At 71.3% G+C, this 14,952-nt stretch carries 12 protein-coding genes and 1 riboswitch; of the genes, 5 read left to right on the plus strand and 7 right to left on the minus strand.

Features of this window, described 5'->3' with window-relative positions; all coding sequences use genetic code 11:
* The first annotated feature begins 18 nt into the window (after nt 1-18).
* The gene (locus MWN52_RS18985; RefSeq protein ID WP_286575882.1) at nt 19-1,203 is read left to right on the plus strand and encodes a glycoside hydrolase family 18 protein; all 1,185 of its coding nucleotides are present in this window, start codon (nt 19-21) and stop codon (nt 1,201-1,203) included.
* On the opposite strand, the gene MWN52_RS18990 is transcribed toward MWN52_RS18985, so the two are convergent.
* The 4 genes from MWN52_RS18990 to MWN52_RS19005 all read right to left on the minus strand — a co-directional run bounded on the left by MWN52_RS18990 (nt 1,187) and on the right by MWN52_RS19005 (nt 8,321).
* Nucleotides 1,187-1,603 (minus strand): acyl-CoA thioesterase, encoded by a 417-nt coding sequence (locus tag MWN52_RS18990; RefSeq protein ID WP_130520681.1) that lies wholly within the window; start codon nt 1,601-1,603, stop codon nt 1,187-1,189. The genes MWN52_RS18985 and MWN52_RS18990 overlap by 17 nt on opposite strands.
* Before the next feature lie 83 nt (nt 1,604-1,686).
* Nucleotides 1,687-4,656 (minus strand): ligand-binding sensor domain-containing diguanylate cyclase, encoded by a 2,970-nt coding sequence (locus MWN52_RS18995; protein WP_286575883.1) that lies wholly within the window; start codon nt 4,654-4,656, stop codon nt 1,687-1,689.
* Between the two features lie 153 nt (nt 4,657-4,809).
* Nucleotides 4,810-5,829, minus strand: coding sequence for a ribonucleotide-diphosphate reductase subunit beta (locus MWN52_RS19000; RefSeq protein ID WP_286575884.1), 1,020 nt, complete (start codon nt 5,827-5,829; stop codon nt 4,810-4,812).
* A 155-nt stretch (nt 5,830-5,984) separates the two neighbouring features.
* Complete coding sequence (locus tag MWN52_RS19005; RefSeq protein ID WP_379655795.1) at nt 5,985-8,321, minus strand: ribonucleoside-diphosphate reductase subunit alpha; 2,337 nt, start codon at nt 8,319-8,321, stop codon at nt 5,985-5,987.
* 270 nt (nt 8,322-8,591) lie between these two features.
* Nucleotides 8,592-8,824, minus strand: a riboswitch (cobalamin riboswitch).
* Between the two features lie 231 nt (nt 8,825-9,055).
* On the opposite strand from MWN52_RS19005, the gene MWN52_RS19010 reads away from it, so the two are divergent.
* The gene (locus MWN52_RS19010) at nt 9,056-9,964 is read left to right on the plus strand and encodes a ZIP family metal transporter (protein ID WP_286575885.1); all 909 of its coding nucleotides are present in this window, start codon (nt 9,056-9,058) and stop codon (nt 9,962-9,964) included.
* Here MWN52_RS19010 and MWN52_RS19015 read toward each other — a convergent pair whose 3' ends face one another.
* Genes MWN52_RS19015 through MWN52_RS19025 form a run of 3 tightly spaced genes read right to left on the minus strand, consistent with a single transcriptional unit; the run spans nt 9,965 to nt 11,718 of the window.
* Nucleotides 9,965-10,819: a sterol desaturase family protein gene (locus tag MWN52_RS19015; RefSeq protein WP_286575886.1), complete on the minus strand. Its 855-nt coding sequence runs from the start codon at nt 10,817-10,819 to the stop codon at nt 9,965-9,967.
* 12 nt (nt 10,820-10,831) lie between these two features.
* Nucleotides 10,832-11,134, minus strand: a complete 303-nt coding sequence (locus MWN52_RS19690; protein ID WP_425608057.1) for an EF-hand domain-containing protein — start codon at nt 11,132-11,134, stop codon at nt 10,832-10,834.
* A 53-nt stretch (nt 11,135-11,187) separates the two neighbouring features.
* Nucleotides 11,188-11,718 carry a hypothetical protein gene (locus MWN52_RS19025; RefSeq protein ID WP_286575887.1) on the minus strand — a complete coding sequence of 177 codons (531 nt, stop codon included), beginning with the start codon at nt 11,716-11,718 and terminating at the stop codon, nt 11,188-11,190.
* Nucleotides 11,719-11,893: 175 nt separating this feature from the next.
* On the opposite strand from MWN52_RS19025, the gene ompR reads away from it, so the two are divergent.
* Genes ompR through MWN52_RS19040 form a run of 3 tightly spaced genes read left to right on the plus strand, consistent with a single transcriptional unit; the run spans nt 11,894 to nt 14,784 of the window.
* Complete coding sequence (gene ompR, locus MWN52_RS19030; RefSeq protein ID WP_286575888.1) at nt 11,894-12,613, plus strand: osmolarity response regulator transcription factor OmpR; 720 nt, start codon at nt 11,894-11,896, stop codon at nt 12,611-12,613.
* Nucleotides 12,610-13,866 carry an ATP-binding protein gene (locus MWN52_RS19035; protein WP_286575889.1) on the plus strand — a complete coding sequence of 419 codons (1,257 nt, stop codon included), beginning with the start codon at nt 12,610-12,612 and terminating at the stop codon, nt 13,864-13,866. Before ompR ends, MWN52_RS19035 begins: the two co-directional genes overlap by 4 nt.
* A 21-nt stretch (nt 13,867-13,887) precedes the next feature.
* On the plus strand, nt 13,888-14,784 hold the full coding sequence (locus tag MWN52_RS19040; protein WP_286575890.1) for an alpha/beta hydrolase: 897 nt from the start codon (nt 13,888-13,890) through the stop codon (nt 14,782-14,784).
* The last annotated feature ends 168 nt before the right edge of the window (nt 14,785-14,952 follow it).

Genomic DNA, 14,952 nt, shown 5'->3' on the forward strand with positions numbered 1-14,952 from the left:
TTCGCTGTCGGCCCTGCCATGCGCCTGATCGCCTCTTCCGGCCTGTCGGCCGTGCTGGCCTGCCTGCTGACCCTCACCGGCTGCGCCAGCGCGCCTTCGCCCGCGCAGCCAGCCGCCCCGCGCAAGCCGCTGACTCTGGTCGGCTACGTCACCGCCGGCGAGCCGGTCCGCACCAGCGCCGCCGCCAAGCTGGACGTGGCCAACTTCGCCTTCGCCGCGCCCGATGCCGCGCACCGGGTCAGCCTGGGCACGACGCAGAACGCCGCCGCGCTGTCCGCGCTGGTGCGTCTGCGCCAGCAGGCGGCGCCGGGCCTGCGCGTGGTGCTCTCCATCGGCGGCTGGGGCGCCGGGCATTTCTCCGAGGCGGCGGCCACGCCGCAGGCGCGCGCGGTCTTTGTCGACAGCGCCATGGCCCTGCTGCGCCGGTACGACCTGGATGGCCTGGACATCGACTGGGAGTACCCGACCCTGGCCGATGCCGGCATCAGCGCCAGCGCCGACGACAAGGCGCACTTCACCGCGCTGCTGGGCGACTTGCGCGCGGCGCTGGACGCGCAGGGCGCGCGCGACGGGCGCCGCTATCTGCTGACCATCGCCGCGGCCGAGGGTCGGCTGGCCTCGGGCCTGGACCTGCCGGCGATCGCGCCGCTGCTGGACTGGATCAACCTGATGACCTACGACTTCTACGGCAGCCTGACCCCGACCACCGGGCATGCCGCCGCGCTGGGACGGTCGCGGCTGGCGCCGGCCGATGCGCGCACGACCGAGGCGGCGGTGGAGGGCTTCCTGCGCGCTGGCGTGCCGGCGGCCAAGCTGCACGTGGGCATGGCGTTCTACGGGCGCCGCTTCGGCGAGGTCGCGCCGCAGCAGGCGGGGCTGCTGCAGCCCTACCACAGCGATGGCGGCTTCATTTCGTATCGCCAGATCGTGGAAGGCGACCTGGTCGGCAGCGGCGGCTTTGAGTCCCACTGGGATCCGCAGGCGCGCGCGGCCTGGCTGTGGAATCCGCGCAGCGCGCAGATGATCAGCTACGAAGACCCGCGCGCCCTGCGCGAGAAGGTCGCCTACGCCCGCGCCCAGGGCCTGGGCGGGGTGATGTTCTGGGAGCTGCACCAGGACCACGGCCAGGACTTGCTGGACGTGGTGCGCCAGGCGATCGACGACCCGGCGGCCGCCCGCCCGGATCTCATCCCTGCGCGCTAGCCACCGGCAGCGGCGGGGCGGCGGTCGGGCGCCCCAGCGGATCCAGCGCGATCATCACGAAGCGCCCGCGCGTGCACAGCTTGCGCTCGCCGCTGAGCAGGTCCTCGGTGACCACTTCCACGTCGACGTTCATCGAGCTGCGCCCGACCTTGACGATGGTGGCGATGACCTCGACCAGGTCGCCCTTGCGGATCGGCTGGTTGAAGTCCACCTGCTCCGAACGCGCGGTGACGACCGTGGTGCGCGCGTAGCGCGAGGCGACGATGAAGGCGGCCATGTCCATCCAGGCCAGCGCCTGGCCACCGAACAGCGTGCCCAGGTGGTTGGTGTGGTCGGGAAAGACCATGTGCAACAGGCGCGCCTCGGTGGGGCGGGCTTCGGCGGCGGGTGCCTCGGACATGCGGACAAACTCCTGATGTGGGGGCCGGACGCACGAAGGCAGTCCGGGCGACCATTGTCGCGCGCCGGAACCGCGCGCGGCGATCAGACCAGCGCCGGGGCCTCGCCGGGGGCCTGGTCGCTGGCGATCCCTTCGTGCGTGGCCACCACCACGCGATTTCGCCCCTCGCGCTTGGCCTGGTAGAGCGCGTGGTCGGCGCGCCGCAGCAGCGCGTTGGGCGTCTCGCCCGGCTGCAGCCAGGCCACGCCGATCGAGCAGGTCACGCGCAGCGAGAGGCCGTCGATGACCAGCGGCTTGGCGCCCACCGCGTCGTGCAGCGCCTGCAGCCGCTCGCCGGCCGGCGGCTGCAGGCCGGGCATCACACCAAGCAGCTCCTCGCCGCCGTAGCGGCCGATGATGTCCGAGCCGCGCATGTTGTGGGCCAGGCGGTCGGCGACGCCGGCCAGCACCACGTCGCCGACCAGGTGGCCGTGGGTGTCGTTGACCTGCTTGAAGTGGTCCAGGTCCAGCAGCGCGATCGCCAGCTGCGTCCCGGCGGCATGGGCGCGCACGGCCTCGCGCTCGAGCTGCTCCATGATGCTGGTGCGGTTGTGCAGGCCGGTCAGGCCGTCGTGGGTGGCCTGCACCTGCAGCGCGGTGCGCGCCAGTTCCAGCGCGCGCTTGTCGGCCTCCAGCTCGGCGGTGCGCGCGGCGACCAGGCGTTCGAGCTGCTGCTTGTGCTTGACGATGGCGTGCACGCGCCAGCGCCACAGGCTGCCGACCAGCGCGACCGCCAGGACGCCCCACAGCGCCAGCAGCAGCGGCGAGCGCCACCATGGCGGGCGCACCTCGAAGCCGAAGCTCACCACCTCCGACTGCGCGCGCCGGCCGACGTCCAGCGCCTGCACCTCGATCACCTGCTTGCCCGAGCCCAGCAGCGGGAAATCCAGCGTGCGCGAATTGGTCTCGATCCACGCGTCCTGGCGATCGCGCAGGCGGTAGCGGAACTTCAGCATGTCGGTCCCGGCGATGCTGCCGGGCGTGGACAGGGTCATGCGCACCGGCAGCTGTTCCCACGGCAGCACCGCGCCCGAGTCGATGCGCTGCCCGCCGCGTTCGACCCGGGCGATGCGCAGCGCCACCGGCGTGCGCGCCAGCAGCTGCTCCGGATGCAGCAGGTGGCTGACGCCGCGCGAGGTGCCGATCCACACCGAGCCGTCGCGGTCCTCGAAGAACGCGCCTTCGGAGATGTCCTCGCTGATCAGGCCGTTGGCCTCGTGCAGCCGCGTCCACTTGCCATCCTGCAGCACGTCCAGGCCCATGCTGCCGCCGACCCAGAGCCGGCCGGCGCGGTCGTGGCGGATGAAGTAGGGGATCGCATCGCGCAGCAGTGGATCCTCGACTTCCTTCAGGGTCAGCGTGTCGCCAGAGCCGATCGGGCCGCGGAACAGGCCCGCATCGTCCACGCTGAGCCACAGCGTGCCGTCGCGCCCGATCGAGAGCTTGTCGAACAGCGTGTTGGGCATGTCGCCCTGGGCGTGGATCTTGGTGACGCGGTCGTCGCGTTCCAGGCGCATCACCCCGGCCTTGCCGGCGAACCACAGCCGCCCCTGCGCGTCCTGCTCGACATCGCCGAAGCTCACCGCCGGCAGCGCCTCGAAGCGCCGGGCGACCGGATGGGCCAGATCGTCGATCAGGTACACGCCTTCGGTCGTGCAGAGCCACAGGCGCTGGCGATCGTCGAAGAAGATCCGGCGCAGCTTGGCCGGCAGGGTCGCGGCGACCTTCAGCTCGTCGCCCTGCAGGCGCAGCAGCTGGCCGCGATACAGCGCCACCCATACCGCCTGGTCCGGGCCCAGGGTCAGCGCGAACACATCGCGCACCGGCTCGCCCAGCAGATTGTGCAGGGTCTGGATGCGGCCATCGCCGGCGGTCAGGCGGTGCAGGTCGCGCTCGTTGCCGAACAGCATCGCGCCCTGCGCATCGCGCGCCAGCGACCAGTTGGGCAGGCCCTGCAGGCCGTTGCCCGGGCCCCAGTTCTCCACGCCGGCATAGCCGCGCCAGCGCAGCACGCCCAGGCCGGGGTAGGACATCCACAGCTCGCCGCTGCGGCTGGCCAGCAGCGCGTTGGGCGGAAGATCGGGCAGGCCGTTGCGGGTGTCGAACCGCTCCCAGCGACCGTCCCAGCGCAGCATGCCGCCGTCGCTGCGGGTCAGCACGCGACCCTGGCGGTCCTCGGTCAGGTCCAGGTGGCGCGTGGTGGTGGCCAGCATCGAAGGCGGCGGCACCGGCCGCTCCTCGAAGCGCGTCGCGCCCGGTGCCAGCACCAGGATGTGGCGCGGGCTGCGCGCCCACAGCGTGCCGCGACGGTCGCGCAGGAACGCGGTCCAGGCATCGCGCGGCACGCCGTCGCCGGGCCCGTAGACGCGCACTTGGCCATCGTCGGTGCGGCGGCAAACGGTCTGGCCGCAGCCGAACCACAGCGCGCGGCCATCGCGGTAGACCGCGCCCAGCTCGGCCAGCTCGGGGTGGGCCTGTTCGGCGGCCCGGTCGAACAGCGCGCGCGTCTTCCAGTGCCCGTCCGCGTCGCGGGTCGCGCGCAGCGCGCGGCTATGGCTCAGCGCCACCGCACCGTCGGCCAGCGCCGCGACGTTGTGGCCGACCTCGAAGGGAAGCGGCGACCCGGCCGGGTCGAGCACGCGCACGGCCCGGTCGCCGTCCCAGAAGTACAGGTTGGCCGCGGTGGCGACCCACAGCCCGCGCCCGTCCGGCGCCGGCGAGGCGTTCATCACATAGGCATCGTCCAGACCCGCACCGGCGCCGACGCGTTCGAAGCGCTCGCCTTCGTAGCGGTACAGGCCGCCGTAGGTGCAGGCGTAGACGTTGGCCTGCGGATCCTCGACCAGGCAGTCGGCGCCCAGGCTGCGCAGGCCATCGGCCGTGCCGTAGACCCGCAGCGAGGCGACCTGTGCGGCCACGGGCCCGACCACGCACAGCAGCGCCAGCGCCGCGCCGAAGGCGCGACCGAGCCGGAGCATGGCGATGGTGCGCGCCGAGGCGCGACGGGCGTGCATGGCGGGGAAGCGCGGTCTGCGGGGACGGATATCCCCCAGACTAACGGCACGCCTGGCCTCGACTTAAGCCCGTCAGGCAGTCAGATGCGGTGTTTTGGCGACCTTTTCCACCCGGAAACGTTTCCAGTGCGACGTCGGCGTCGTGCGGCGCCCTCAGAAGGCGTGATCGAAGCCGACCTCGCCCTGCACGCCGACCTGGTAGGACGACACCCGCCGCTCGAAGAAGTTGGTCAGCTCCTGCACGTCCTGCAGCTCCATGAAGGGCAGCGGATTGCGCACGTTGTACTTGCGCGCCATGCCCAGCTTGGCGAAGTGGTTGTCCGCGCAGTGCTGCAGGTACTGGCGCATGTCGCGGGTGGAGATGCCGGCCACGCCGCCGGACAGCACGTCCTCGGCGAACTGCAGCTCGCACTCGATCGCCTGTTCCAGCATGTCGTAGACCTGCTGCTGCATGTCGGCGTCGAACAGGTCCGGCTCCTCCTCGCGCACCACGCGCACGCCCTCGAAGGCGAAGGCCATGTGGCAGCTCTCGTCGCGGAACACCCAGTTGGTGCCCGAGGCCAGGCCCGGCAGCAGACCGCGCGAGCGGAAGTAGTAGACGTAGGCGAAGGCGGCGAAGAAGAACAGGCCCTCGATGCAGGCGGCGAAGCAGATCTGGTTGAGCAGGAACTGGCGGCGGTGCGCGCGCGTCTCCAGGCGCTTGAGGTCCTGGATGGTGTCCATCCACTTGAAGCAGAAGTCGGCCTTCTTCTTGATCGAGGGGATGTTGTCGACCGCGGCGAAGGCCTTGGCGCGCTCGCCCGGATCCGGCAGGTAGTTGTCCAGCAGGGTCAGGTAGAACTGCACGTGCAGCGCTTCCTCGTACAGCTGGCGCGAGAGGTACATGCGCGCTTCGGGCGCATTGAGGTGCTGGTACAGGTTCAGCACCAGGTTGTTGGACACGATCGAATCGCCGGTGGCGAAGAAGGCGACCAGCCGATGGATCAGATGGCGATCGGCCGGGGTCATCTTGTCGTGCAGATCGGTGATGTCGATCTGGAAGTTGATCTCGTCCACCGTCCAGCTGTTCTTGATGGCGTCGCGATACATGTCATAGAACTGCGGATAGCGCATCGGGCGCAGGGTCAGTTCGAAACCGGGATCGAGCAGCATCTGACGGGGTTGAGCGGACATGGTGTGTTGCCTTTTTGAGATTCCCTTCTTCCGTCGGGGTCGAAGGTGGCGCACGGCGCCGGATGAAGTTGGCGAGTGCACGGAACAGGAGCCTTCAATGACTCCGCCGTACCCTCACCCCAACCCCTCTCCCGTCGGGAGAGGGGCTTTAAGCGTTACTGGCAGGCTTCGCAGGCTTCTGGATTCTCAAGCGAGCAGCTGACCGCCTCGACCGGGGTGTAGGCCGGCTTGGGGGCCTCGCTGGCGCCGTGGCTGATGGTGGCCTTGGCGATGCGGGTGGCCGGACGCGAACGCAGGTAGTAGGTGGTCTTGATGCCCTGCTTCCAGGCGTACATGTACATGGAGGACAGCGCGCCGATGTTCGGGCTCTCCATGAACAGGTTGAGCGAGGCGGACTGGTCGATGAAGGCGCCGCGGTCGGCGGCCATGTCGATCAGCGAGCGCATCGGCAGCTCCCAGGCGGTGCGGTAGACTAGGCGCAGGGCCTCGGGGATCTCCGCCACGCCCTGGATCGAGCCTTCGGCCAGCTTGATCGCATCACGCATCTCCGGCGTCCACAGGCCGAGCTTCTTCAGCTCGTCCACCAGGTAGCGGTTGACCTGCAGGAAGTCGCCGGACAGCGTCTCGCGCTTGAACAGGTTGGACACCTGCGGCTCCACGCACTCGTAGCAGCCGGCGATCGAGGCGATGGTCGCGGTCGGGGCGATGGCGATCAGCAGCGAATTGCGCAGGCCGTGCTGCTGGATGCGCTCGCGCAGCGCGTCCCAGCGCGCGGTGTCCTCGGGCACCACGCCCCAGGCGTCGAACTGCAGCTCGCCCTGGGCGGCGCGGGTGTCGGCGAAGGACGGATGCTTGCCGCGCTCCTGCGCCAGCTCGCACGAGGTCTCCAGCGCGTGGAAGTAGATCGTCTCGGCGATCTTCCTGCTGATCGCGCGCGCCTCGGCGCTGTCGAAGGCCAGGCGCTTGCGGAAGAACACGTCCTGCAGACCCATGCAGCCCAGGCCGACCGGGCGCCAGCGCAGGTTGCCGCGGCGCGCGGTCTCGATCGGGTAGAAGTTCAGATCGATCACGCGGTCCAGCTGACGCACGGCCAGGCGCACGGTCTCGGCCAGCTTGTCGTAGTCGAAGTCGCCGTACTCGTCGAAGTGGCGGCCCAGGTTGATCGAGCCCAGGTTGCACACCGCGGTCTCCTCGTTGGAGGTGACCTCCAGGATCTCGGTGCACAGGTTGGACAGATGGATCACGTTGCCCGGGCGCAGGGTCTGGTTGGACGCCTTGTTGCACTTGTCCTTGAAGGTCATCCAGCCGTTGCCGGTCTCGGCCAGGGTGCGCATCATCCGCGCGTACAGCTTGCGCGCCGGCACGGTCTTGCTGGCCTTGCCCTGCGCCTCGGCCTGCTCGTAGGCGCGCTCGAAAGCTTCGCCGTAGAGGTCGGTCAGCTCGGGAACGGCCTTGGGGTCGAACAGCGACCACGGCTTGTCCGCTTCCACGCGCGCCATGAACAGGTCCGGCACCCAGTTGGCCAGGTTGAGGTTGTGCGTGCGGCGCGCGTCGTCGCCGGCGTTGTCGCGCAGCTCGAGGAAGTCGTCGATGTCCGCGTGCCAGGTCTCCAGGTAGACGCAGGCCGCGCCCTTGCGCTTGCCGCCCTGGTTGACCGCCGCCACCGAGGAATCCAGCGTCTTCAGCCACGGCACGATGCCGTTGGAATGGCCGTTGGTGGACTTGATCAGCGAGCCGCGCGCACGCACGCGCGAGTAGCTCACGCCGATGCCGCCGGAGAACTTGGACAGCTGCGCGATATCGCCGTACTTGGCGTAGATCGACTCCAGCGAATCCTGCGGCGAGTCCAGCAGGAAGCAGCTGGAGAGCTGCTCGTGCGTGGTGCCGGAATTGAACAGCGTCGGGCTGGACGGCAGGTAGTCCAGGTGCGCCATGCGCTGGTACAGCGCCAGGGCCTCCGGCACGTCCTCGCTCAGCGCGCTGGCGATGCGCAGGAAGAACTGCTGCGGGGTCTCGATCACCTTGCGGCTGTGCGGGTGGCGCAGCAGGTAGCGGTCGTACAGGGTGCGCAGGCCGAAGTACTCGAACTCGCGGTCCAGGCCGGCGTCGACGGCGTCGTTGAGCTTGCGCGCGTTGACCTGCACGAAGTTCAGCAGGCGCTCGTTGATCAGGCCGACCTCATGGCCGCGGGCGACCGACTGGGAGAAGGCATGGATCTCCTGGCCGGAGACCTCCTTGGCGATGAAGTTGGCCAGCAGGCGCGCGGCCAGGCGGCCGTACTCGGGCTCCTCGCCGATCAGCAGCGCGGCGGTGCGGATGGACAACTCGTCCAGCTCCTGCGTGGTGGCGCCGTCGTACAGGCCGGAGATGGTGCGCGTGGCCACGCGCATCGGATCGACCGCGTGCAGGCCTTCGGCGCAGCGCTGCACGGCGCGCACGATCTTGTTCAGGTCCACCGCCTCGCTGCCGCCGTTGCGCTTGGTCACGCGCATGGCCGTGGCGGTGGGCGGCGGGGTCAGCGAGAAGGCGGCGTCGGCCGGGCGCTGGGCCACGGCGGAATCAGTCTGGGTCACGGTCGGAACTCTCCATGCGTAGATGCACGCATTGCGCCTTCCCACGAGGGCGCAACTCAGGGCCGGGCGACCGAGGGTGAAACGGCGGCGTCGCAGAAGCCGCGACCGCACGAACGGCGTTCGTGATCGGGCCTTGCGTCACCAGCCGTCTCTCCCTCGAAAGACACCGCGGCCGGCGCCGCGCGAGGTGCTTGCGCGCGACTGTCGGCAGGTCTTCGGACTGACGGGCGTGAAGCCAGGACACAGTCCTGCTTCTCCTAACCCACCGCTTCCCAAGGCCACCGGGGGCCTCAGTGCAGATGGCGGGGTCGTTCCCAATCACCGCTGCGGGGCAGTGCCGGAGTGGGCCGCAAGGCCGCACCGGCTTCCCTTTTCATCCCCGCGGCTTGTGGCCGCGAGGAACCGACGACCCCAAGATAGTGGGGTCACCCACGCCCGTCAACGCCAAATGTAGTGACAAAAGGGAAGGTCTTGATGCCATGCGGGTTTCACGGATTTCTGGCCCGTGGAGCATTCCCGGCCGGTGTGCGCTGCAGCACGGTTGACGCGCCCTTGCCCGTCGGTGTCCGATGTTGGGCAGGCACCTTCGGTCCCGTTGCGGACAACGGCACCCCGAGCGCACGCGCGCCCCTTCCGCCCACGAAGCCCCTGCCATGCACGATCACACCTTGTCTTCCCCGTCCGCGCTGCGGCGCCTGCTGCCGTGGCTGCTGGCGCTGGCCGCCCTGCTGCTGGGCGCCTGGCTGCTGCAGGAAGTCCTGGCCCAATGGCCGCATCGCCCCGGCCTGCGCCAGGCGCTGCGCGACGGCCTGATCTGCGCCGCGGCCACCGCCGCCGGCGCGCTGCCGGTGCTGGCGGTGCGGCGCCTGCCGCAGACGCTGGCCGACGGCCTGATGGGCTTCGGCGCCGGCGTGATGCTGGCCGCCACGGCCTTCTCGCTGATCGTGCCCAGCCTGCAGGCGGCCAAGGACCAGGGCTACGGCGGGCTGGGCGCCGGCGGGCTGGTCAGCGTCGGCATCTGCCTGGGCGTGGCGATGATGCTGACGATGGACCGGGTGATCCCGCATGCGCATCTGGACCAGCAGGGCCAGACCACGCGCGTGGGCGGCCTGCACCAGTGGCTGCCGCCGCAGGTGACGCTGTTCGTGCTGGCCATCACCTTGCACAACATCCCCGAAGGCATGGCGGTGGGCGTGGCCTCCGGCTCGGGCATGGCCAACGCCGAGCCCTTCAGCCTGGCCATCGCGCTGCAGGACATCCCCGAAGGCCTGGTGATCGCGCTCTCGCTGGCCACCGCCGGCGTGCGCCGCGGGCGCGCGGTACTGATCGGCGCCGCCTCGGGTCTGGTGGAGCCGCTGGGCGCGGTGGTGGCGGCGGTGGCGGTGGGCACGTTCTCCACCCTGCTGCCCTGGGGCCTGGCGTTCGCGGCCGGGGCGATGCTGTTCGCGGTCAGCCACGAGGTCATCCCCGAGTCGCACCGCAACGGCCACGAGACCCTGGCCACCATCGGCCTGACCCTGGGCTTCTGCCTGATGATGGTGATGGACACCGGGCTGGGCTGATCAGCCGCCCGGCTTGAACCCCGGCGGACCGAACAGTGTCCGCAGCGCCTGCCCGGGCGAGCGCACCCGGCGCAGGTCGGCCCACAGCCCCAGCCAGCCGTGCAGGGCGATCCGCACCGGATGGTGGCTGTGCAGCGGTTCGACCAGGCCGTAGCGCGGCGGCACGCCCGGCAACTGCGCGCGGAAGCTGCCGAACATCCGGTCGAACACGATCAGCACCCCGCCGTAGTTGCAGTCCAGATACTCCGGGTTGCTGGCGTGGTGCACGCGGTGGTGCGCCGGGGTGTTGAAGACGTATTCGATCCAGCGCGGCAGCACGCCGATCAGTTCGGTATGCAGCCAGAACTGGTAGAGCAGGTTCAGCGACAGCGCGCCCAGCACCGCCGGTACCGGGAAGCCCAGCCACACCAGCGGAGCGAAGAACAGCGCCTGCCCGGTGAGCTGTGCGGTCCAGCCCAGCCGGTACGCCGAGGCCAGCGTGTACTGCTCGGGCGAGTGATGCACGCAGTGGTTGACCCAGAACCAGCGGATCCGGTGGTCGGCGCGGTGCATGGCGTAGTAGCAGGCCTCCTGGCCGACGAACAGCAGCGCCCATTGCCAGGGCGCATCCATCGCCAGGGTCGTCAGGCGCACCTGGTGCACCGCCAGCAGCGCGACGCCGGCCACGCCGCTGCCGAGCACCAGGCCGACCAGGCCGCGGCCGAGCGCATCCCCCAGCGAGGCCCAGTAGCTCTTCCAGTCGTACGCCAGACCGCGACGCAGGCGTAGCCAGGCTTCGAGCGCCGCCAGCAGCGGCAGCACCAGCGGGACCCAGCGCAGCCAGGACAGGTGCGGGCCAAGCAGGGACAGGACCATGGCCGCGGCGGCCTACTGGCCCGACCCGCGTCGGGCGGCGGACAGCGCCTGGCCCGCCGCGCGCAGTTCGTCGCGCGATAGGGCGCCGTCGTGGTTGGCGTCCAGCGCGTCGAAATGTTCGAACAGGCGCGGCAGGCTGGCCTGGGCTTCGCTGCGCTGGATCAGGCCATCGCCGTTGGCATCGGCGGCCTTGAGCTTGCGCGCCATCTGCTGGCGGCCGGCCGAGGCGGCGCTTTCGCTGGCCTGCTGCGCCAGCAGGCAGGACGGGGCCAGCGCGAGCAGCGCCAGCGTCAACGCGGGAAGGAGCTTCTTCATGGACAGGTCTCGATCGAAAGGGCGCGCCGCCGGCCTGGCGGCGCGCGACAGGCTCACTTGCGGCAGGCCACGACCTGGCCGCTGCTGTCGGTGCAGGTGCCGGTGTGGCTGACGCTGCCGTTCTGCACCGTGGTCGACCCGGTGTAGGACGCCCCGCCGGCCGTGGTGGCGCTGGTGCTGCGCGCGCCGTTGACGTTGCCTGCGGCATCGCGGCTGATCTCGCCGCTGGTGGACAGGCTGCCTCCGGCGGCGGTGGTCGCGCTGGCCGTGCCCTGGCGGCCGGCGCTGCCGTCGGTGTTGCGGTACCAGCTGCCGCTACGGTGCGCGCTGCCGCCGTCGGCGCCCTGCACCGCCGCGCCGCTGCGGCCGGTGGTATTGCCGGCCGCATCGGTGCGGCTGCCGTGGCCGCGCACATAGGCGCCGTTGGCGTTGCGTCCGGCGGCGGCCGTGCCGCGCACCTGCGCGCCATCGGCGGCGGTGCCGGCGCCATGGACGCGGACGCGGCCGGCCCAGGCGTCGGTGGAGAAGGACAGCGCGCCGCCAACGGCCAGCGCGGACAGCAGCATCAGGTGGGTCGTACGCATGATCGGTTCCTCGCGATGGGATGGAACGGCGTCGATCGCCGTGCCGCCATGCTGGGCCGGCAGAGGCCGCGAGGTGTTGCGCCTCTGCCAGCGGATGTGTCCGCCGGCCGGCGCTGAAACATCTGCTTACAACCGGCGTTGTCGGCGCCGGCCGCCGGGCGCGATAGTGCGCCGCATGAGCGAGATCACCGCCAAGCTGCTGCTGGTCGACGACGACGTGCGCCTGCGCGAACTGCTGCAGCGCTACCTGGAAGGCGAGGGCTTCGCCGTCAAGGCGGTGGGCGACGGCACGCAGATGCGCCAGGCGCTGGACCGCGGCCATTTCGACCTGATCGTGCTGGACCTGATGCTGCCCGGCGAGAGCGGCCTGGAGCTGTGCCGGCGCCTGCGCGGCCAGGGCGACCCCACGCCGGTGGTGATGCTCACCGCCAAGGGCGACGAGATCGACCGCATCGTCGGGCTGGAGATCGGCGCCGACGACTATCTGCCCAAGCCGGTCAATCCGCGCGAGCTGCTGGCCCGCATCCGCTCGGTACTGCGACGCACGCAGGCCATGCCGGGCGCGCCGCAGGCCGAGGGCGGGATCGTCGCCTTCGGCCCGTGGCGGCTGGACCTGGGCAACCGCCAGCTCAGCCGCCAGGGCCGCGTGGTGAAGCTGACCAGCGGCGAGTTCGCGGTGCTGGCGGTACTGGTGCGGCACCCGCGGCAGACACTCTCACGCGACCGGCTGATGAGCCTGGCGCGCGGGCGCGAGCACGAGGCCTTCGAGCGCAGCATGGACGTGACCATCGCCCGCCTGCGCAAGCTGCTGGAGGACGATGCGCGCAACCCGACCATCGTGCAGACGGTGTGGGGCGCGGGCTATGTGTTCGTGCCGCCGGAGGAGGTCGCGTGAGGCGCGCGCCGGGGATGTTCGCCCAGCTGGCGCTGGTCATCGCGCTGGTGCTGGCCGGCGCCGGCGTGCTGGCCGCGGTGCTGGGCCGCGAGCTGGCCATCGCCCCGGCCGCCGACCAACTGGCGCGCGCCATGCGCGGCTTCGCCGGCCTGGCCGAGGAGGTGGACCGCAACAGCGGCCACGCCGCCACGCTGCGCTATCTGCAGCAGGCCGGGCTGGACGTGCGCGAGCGCGCGCCGGCGGCCGACGCGCGCGCGTTCGCGCCCTTCCTGCGCGTGCTGCGCCAGCGCACGGCGCGCGCGCTGGGCCCCGAGCGTGCGGTGGTGCTGTCGCGCGACGTTGAGGGCGACCGGCTGTGGATGCAGCTGCGCACCAGCCCGGCGCTGTGGATTTCCTTCGGCGCCAAGCCCGCGCGCGGCAGCCGGCGCTTTACCCTGGCCTTGCTGCTGGGCTGCGTCGGCCTGACCTGGCTGGCGGCGGCGTACTGCGCCCAGCGCCTGGTCGGCCCGCTGCGCCAGCTGGCCCAGGCCGCGCCCGGGCTGGTCCGTGGCGAGGCGCCGCGCCTGGACGTGCGCGGCCCGCGCGAGGTGCGCGAGCTGGCCGACGCCCTGGAGCAGGCCAGCGAGGACGTGCGCAGCGCCGCCGACGAGCGCGCGCTGATGCTGGCCGGCATCTCGCACGACCTGCGCACGCCGCTGACCCGGGTGCAGTTCGCCACCGCGCTGCTGCCCGACACCGATCCCACCCTGCGCGCCGGCATCGACCGCGATATCGCCGAGATCGACGCCATCCTCTCGCAGTTCATCGCCTACGCCCGCGACGGCCGCGACGAGGCGGCCGAGCCGCTGGACCTGGCGCGGATCTGCCGCGAGGCGCTCGATGCCGCCGGCGGACCGTGGGACGTGCAGTGCCCGGACACCGCGCCGCTGCGCGGGCGGCCCATCGCCCTGCGCCGCGCGCTGGAGAACCTGGTGGCCAACGCACAGCGACATGGCGCCGCGCCGTTCGCGCTGCGCCTAGTGGGCACCGGCGATGGCGCCTGGCAGGTGACCGTGTGCGACCACGGCCCGGGCATGGACGCGGCGCAGGCGCAGCGCGCGCTGCAGCCGTTCGTGCACGACCCGGCCGGCGGCGGCAGCGGCCTGGGGCTGGCCATCGTCGACCGCGTGGCGCGCCAGCACGGCGGCGCGCTGCAGCTGCTGCCCAACCCGCCGCGCGGCCTGCGCGCGGTCCTGCGCCTGCGCGGCGCCTGACGTCCAACCGGAACCTTCGCCATGCGTGTCCGCTCCGCCTGCTGTGTCCTGTTGCTCTGCCTGCCGCTGCTGGCCTGCGCGCAGTCGCGCGGCGAGCGCCTGCGCCACCTGCTGGGCCAGCGCCAGGCCGAGACCGGGGAAACGCAGTCGCTGCCCGCCGACGCGCGTGTGCTGCGCGAGGTCGCCTATGGCCCCGATCCGGCGCAGCGCTACGACGTGTATGCGCCCGCCGGCGCGCGCGGCCTGCCGATCATCGCGATGGTCCACGGCGGCGGCTGGAGCAAGGGCGACAAGGACAGTCCCGGCCTGGCCACGCCGAAGGCGGCGTACTGGCTGCCGCGCGGCTATGTGCTGGTGTCGATCAACTACCGCATGCTGCCCGACGCCGATCCGGCCGTGCAGGCCCGCGACGTGGCCGCGGCCATCGCCCACCTGCAGCGGCACGCGCAGGACTGGGGCGGCGATCCGGCGCGCACGGTGCTGATGGGGCATTCGGCCGGCGCGCATCTGGTCGCCCTGCTCGGCGCCGATGTCGCGGCGCTGACCGAGGCCGGCGCGCAGCGCCCGCGCGCGGTGATCGCGCTGGACAGCGCGGCGATGAATGTCGTGCAGATCATGCAGGCGCGCCATTTCCCGCTCTACGACCGCGCCTTCGGCGACGACCCTCGCACCTGGAGCGCGGTCTCGCCCTGGCACCATCTCTCGCGGGCTTCGCTGCCGATGCTCGCGGTGTGTTCCTCGCGGCGCGAGGACAGTTGCGCGCAGGCGCGCAGGCTGGCGCAGCGCGAGCAGGCCTTCGGGGTGACCGTCCAGGTCCTGCCCGAGGATCTGTCGCATATGCAGATCAACCGCACGCTGGGCGAGCCTTCCGACTACACCCGTGCGGTCGATGCCTATCTGGCCACTGCGGTGAAGTAAGCCGCGCACCGCACGCAGCTCTTCTCTGACGGCTTTGTCATCGCGCATAGCGGCGCGCGAGGCCTTTAGCGGCCACCGCATGCCCGTGTGTGGCTTGTCCGCCATTTGAGAATCACTTACATTTGCGCGCCGCAGGCCTCCGCGCCAACGCCCGCCTGCGTGGTCATC

Origin of the sequence: Pseudoxanthomonas winnipegensis, from assembly GCF_030322905.1 — a bacterium.
Taxonomy (GTDB): domain Bacteria; phylum Pseudomonadota; class Gammaproteobacteria; order Xanthomonadales; family Xanthomonadaceae; genus Pseudoxanthomonas_A; species Pseudoxanthomonas_A winnipegensis.